At 74.5% G+C, this 4,454-nt stretch carries 4 protein-coding genes; 3 read left to right on the top strand and 1 reads right to left on the bottom strand.

From position 1 onward, the window contains the following. Positions 1 to 39: 39 nt before the first annotated feature. On the bottom strand, positions 40 to 804 hold the full coding sequence (locus IE312_RS29535) for a hypothetical protein (protein WP_189985341.1): 765 nt from the start codon (positions 802 to 804) through the stop codon (positions 40 to 42). 60 nt (positions 805 to 864) lie between these two features. Here IE312_RS29535 and IE312_RS29530 point away from each other — a divergent pair, with 60 nt between their 5' ends. The 3 genes from IE312_RS29530 to IE312_RS42370 form a co-directional block, all read left to right on the top strand. Beyond that, on the top strand, positions 865 to 1,626 hold the full coding sequence (locus IE312_RS29530) for an adenosylcobinamide-GDP ribazoletransferase (protein ID WP_189985340.1): 762 nt from the start codon (positions 865 to 867) through the stop codon (positions 1,624 to 1,626). 209 nt (positions 1,627 to 1,835) lie between these two features. Then, the gene (locus tag IE312_RS29525; RefSeq protein ID WP_189985339.1) at positions 1,836 to 3,404 is read left to right on the top strand and encodes a leucyl aminopeptidase; all 1,569 of its coding nucleotides are present in this window, start codon (positions 1,836 to 1,838) and stop codon (positions 3,402 to 3,404) included. A 281-nt stretch (positions 3,405 to 3,685) separates the two neighbouring features. Then, positions 3,686 to 4,454 (top strand): FAD-dependent oxidoreductase (locus IE312_RS42370; RefSeq protein WP_229900574.1); only part of this gene is annotated, 769 nt, incomplete at its 3' end.

The raw sequence follows: 4,454 nt of genomic DNA, 5'->3' as shown, positions 1-4,454 counted from the left end.
GGCGCTGCGGCAGCGGACGGACCGGCCGCGCGCCCGCCGTCACCTGTGGTCGGGCAGGCGCGCGGGGCGCGGATCGGGCTTGCCGCCGATCCAGTCCTGAACGGCGCGGCTCGGCCGGGCCCAGCGGCGGTCGTGCCGGTAGGCGCGCAGGGCGGCCGTGGCGCGGGCCCGGGGGCGGCGGCCGTAGAAGCGGCGGGCCCACGGCGAGCCGGGGCGGGCGAGCCGGACCGCGCCGACCAGCGCGACCAGCGGCACGATCACGCCGAAGAGGGCGGTGCGGGCCTTGCCCTTGCCCAGGGCGACGAGCGAGAACAGGAAGTTCCCGGAGACGGTGGCGAGGGCGCCGCCGCGGTCCTGGAGTTCCTCCTGCGACAGGTCGTTGACGCCGAACGGGGAGAAGCCGGCGAGCAGCAGGCCGACGAGGGCGGCGGTGAGCACGACGACCTCGACGCTCTTGCGGCCGTCCTCGGTCCAGTAGACGTCGTCGAGGTGCAGGATCAGCGCGAACTCGTCCAGGACCAGGCCCGCGCCCATGCCGAACACCACGGCGCTGACGGCCCCGCCGGCGCCGTGCCGGTCGCTGGCGACCGCGCCGAAGCCGCCGCCGAGGGTGAGGACGACCCCGGGCACGACGTGGTGGATGTGCAGCCCGCCCGCCCTCACGTTCCCGAACGGGCCCCGGCCGGCCCGGATCAGACGGGTGACGACCCGGGTGACGACGAAGGTCAGCACGAAGGCGGTGAGGGCGAGAAGCAGCGGGAGCTTGCCCGGTTCGACGATGTTGCGCACCCACCAGTGCCCCATGTGCGCACTGTAGCCCCGGCACCGGCCGGGGGCTCTCCGGGCGCCCGGTACCCTGCGCCGGTGCAGAAATCCTCTCCCGTCGACGGTCTCCGGTTCGCCTTCGGCACCCTCACCGTGCTGCCCGTCCGGGTGCACCGCTGGGACCGGCCGGCCGCGCGCGGGGGCATGCTGTCGGCCCCGCTGGCCGGGCTGGTCGTCGGGGGCTGCGCGGCCGGGCTCGGAGTCCTGCTGCTCCTCCTCGGCGCGGGCCCGCTGCTCGCCGCCGTCGCCTCGGTCGCCGTTCCGGCCGCGCTGACCCGGGGCCTGCACCTGGACGGGCTCGCCGACACCGCCGACGGGCTGGGCAGCGGCAGGCCCGCCGAGGACGCGCTGCGCATCATGAAGCAGTCGGACATCGGGCCGTTCGGGGTGCTCACCCTCGTGCTGGTACTGCTGGCCCAGGTCGCCGTGCTGGCACAGCTCTACGGCGACTCCTGGGCCCGGGGGGCCGTGGCGGCCGTGGCCTCGGCGGTCACGGCCCGGCTGGCCCTCACCCTGGCCGCCCGCGCGGGGGTGCCGGCCGCCCGCCCGGAGGGGCTCGGGGCGGCGGTGGCCGGGGTGGTGCCGGTGGCGGCTGCGCTGGGGATCGCGGCGGCGGCGGTGGCGGTGGGCGCGGCGGGGGGCCCGCGGGTCGCCGCGGCGGTGGCGGCGGGGGCCGGCGGGGCGGAGCTGGTGCTGCGGCGGTGCGTCCGCAGGTTCGGCGGGGTCACCGGGGACGTGTTCGGGGCGGTCGCCGAGACGGCCGCGACCGTCTCCCTCGTCGTGCTGGCCCTCGGTCCCTGAGGGCGTGTGCGGGGTCGCGCCGCCCGTTTCGGGCTGCCCGGGGGAATGAGCGGACGCACGTACGCGCGTAGTCTCGTCCCGGGTGTTCGCCGGCAGGGGGAAGGCCCCGGTCGCCGCCTGTCCCGGGCCTGGACCTAGGGTCGGTAGCCCGGTCGACCCACCCCGTTTCGGCCACTGCAACTTCACATCGGAAGCGAGAATTCACCACCGTGACTGCTCTGACTCTCAGCACCGCCGCGGCGCCCGGCCTGCGGGCCGACGCGATCGTGATCGGTGTCGCCAAGGGCGCCCAGGGGCCCGTCGTCGCGCCGGGCGCCGAGGCCGTGGACAAGGCGTACGACGGCAAGCTGGCCGGCATCCTGGAGACGCTCGGCGCCTCGGGTGCCGAGGGCGAGCTGACGAAGCTGCCCGCGCCGGCCGGTTTCAAGGCCCCGCTCGTGGTGGCGGTGGGCCTCGGCGCGGTACCCGACGGGCCCGACGGGACGGACGCCGACGCGGGCTACGACGCCGAGGCGCTGCGCAAGGCCGCCGGCGTGGCCGCCCGCGCGCTCACCGGGACCCGGAAGGCCGCGTTCGCGCTGCCCGTGGACGGCCCGGGCGCGATCGGCGCGATCGGCGAGGGCGTCCTGCTGGGCGCCTACTCCTTCGACGCCTACAAGGGCGGCGCACAGGACGCCGGGAACGCCAAGGCCAAGAACGGCAAGGCCGGGAACGGCAAGGCACCGCTGGCCGAGGCCGCGGTGCTCGGCGGCAAGCCGCGCGACGCCGCCCACAAGGGCGCGCTCGCCCGCGCGGTCGCGGTCTGCGAGGAACTCAACCGTGCCCGCGACCTGATCAACATGCCGCCGAACGACCTCACGCCCGCCGCCTTCGCCGGCATCGCGCAGACCGCGGCCAAGGAGCACGGCATCAAGGTGCAGGTGCTCGACGACAAGGCCCTGGCCAAGGGCGGCTACGGCGGCATCCTCGGCGTCGGCGGCGGCTCGGCGGCCACCCCGCGCCTGGTGAAGCTGTCGTACCGGCACCCGAAGGCGGACAAGCACCTGGCCTTCGTCGGCAAGGGCATCACCTACGACTCGGGCGGCATCTCGCTGAAGCCGGCCGGGCACAACGAGACGATGAAGTGCGACATGAGCGGTGCCGCCGCCGTGTTCGCCGCCGTCGTCGCCGCCGCGCGCCTCGGCCTGGAGGTGAACGTCACCGGCTGGCTGGCGCTGGCCGAGAACATGCCGTCCGGCACCGCGGTGCGCCCGGGCGACGTGCTGCGCATGTACAGCGGCAAGACGGTCGAGGTGCTCAACACCGACGCCGAGGGCCGGCTGGTGCTCGCCGACGCGCTGTGGGCGGCCTCGCAGGAGACCCCGGACGCGATCGTGGACGTGGCCACGCTGACCGGCGCGATGATGCTGGCGCTGGGCAGCCGGACGTTCGGCGTCATGGCCAACGACGACGCGTTCCGCACCACGGTGTACGAGGCCGCCGAGGAGGTCGGCGAGCCGGCCTGGCCGATGCCGCTGCCGGAGCACCTGCGCAAGGGCATGGACTCCCCCGTGGCCGACATCGCGAACATGGGCGAGCGGATGGGCGGCGGGCTGGTCGCCGGTCTCTTCCTCCGCGAGTTCGTGGGCGAGGGCATCACGTGGGCACACCTGGACATCGCCGGGCCCGCGTTCAACGAGGGCGGCCCGTTCGGCTACACGCCGAAGGGCGGCACGGGGACCGCGGTGCGCACGCTGGTCCGGCTGGCCGAGCTGACCGCCGCGGGTGACCTGGGCTGAGCCGCCCGGCGGCCCGGTCCGCCCCGCGCCGCGGCGTCCGCGGGGCGCGGGGGCTGTTCGCGCAGCTCCCCGCGTCCCCGCCCCGGCGCGCCGCCGATTCCCGCTGAACGTGGGACGTCTCACACACGGGCCCGGCGTCTCGATCCCGTCCGACAAGTGCAAAGATGGAGCACGGCAGGACAGGGCCCCCACCGAAGGGCCGAAGCATCAAGCGGCCGGACACCAGCCGCCCGCCGGTCACAGTCGATCGGCGCAAGGCGCACATGCATGGAGGACGTGACGTGGCGAACGACGCCAGCACCGTTTTCGACCTAGTGATCCTCGGCGGTGGTAGCGGTGGTTACGCCGCGGCCCTGCGCGGGGCGCAGCTGGGCCTGGACGTCGCCCTGATCGAGAAGGACAAGGTCGGCGGCACCTGCCTGCACCGGGGTTGCATCCCCACCAAGGCCCTGCTGCACGCGGGCGAGATCGCCGACCAGGCCCGCGAGAGCGAGCAGTTCGGTGTGAAGGCCACCTTCGAGGGCATCGACGTCCCCGCCGTCCACAAGTACAAGGACGACGTGATCTCGGGCCTGTACAAGGGTCTGCAGGGGCTCGTCGCGTCCCGGAAGGTGACGTACATCGAGGGTGAGGGCCGGCTGTCCTCCCCCACCTCCGTCGACGTCAACGGCCGCCGCGTCGAGGGCCGTCACGTGCTGCTGGCGACCGGCTCCGTGCCGAAGTCGCTGCCGGGCCTGGAGATCGACGGCGACCGGATCATCTCCTCCGACCACGCCCTCGTCCTGGACCGCGTGCCGAAGTCCGCGATCATCCTGGGCGGCGGTGTCATCGGCGTCGAGTTCGCCTCGGCGTGGAAGTCGTTCGGCTCGGACGTCACGGTCATCGAGGGCCTGAAGCACCTCGTCCCGGTCGAGGACGAGAACTCCTCGAAGCTGCTGGAGCGCGCGTTCCGCAAGCGCGGCATCAAGTTCAACCTCGGCACCTTCTTCCAGAAGGCCGAGTACACCCAGGACGGCGTGAAGGTCACCCTCGCCGACGGCAAGGAGTTCG

Source organism: Streptomyces capoamus (genome assembly GCF_014654935.1).
Taxonomy (GTDB): Bacteria; Actinomycetota; Actinomycetes; order Streptomycetales; family Streptomycetaceae; genus Streptomyces; species Streptomyces capoamus.
The sequence above is the reverse complement of the archived record's forward strand: the minus strand, read 5'-3'. Positions and strand labels throughout refer to the sequence as shown.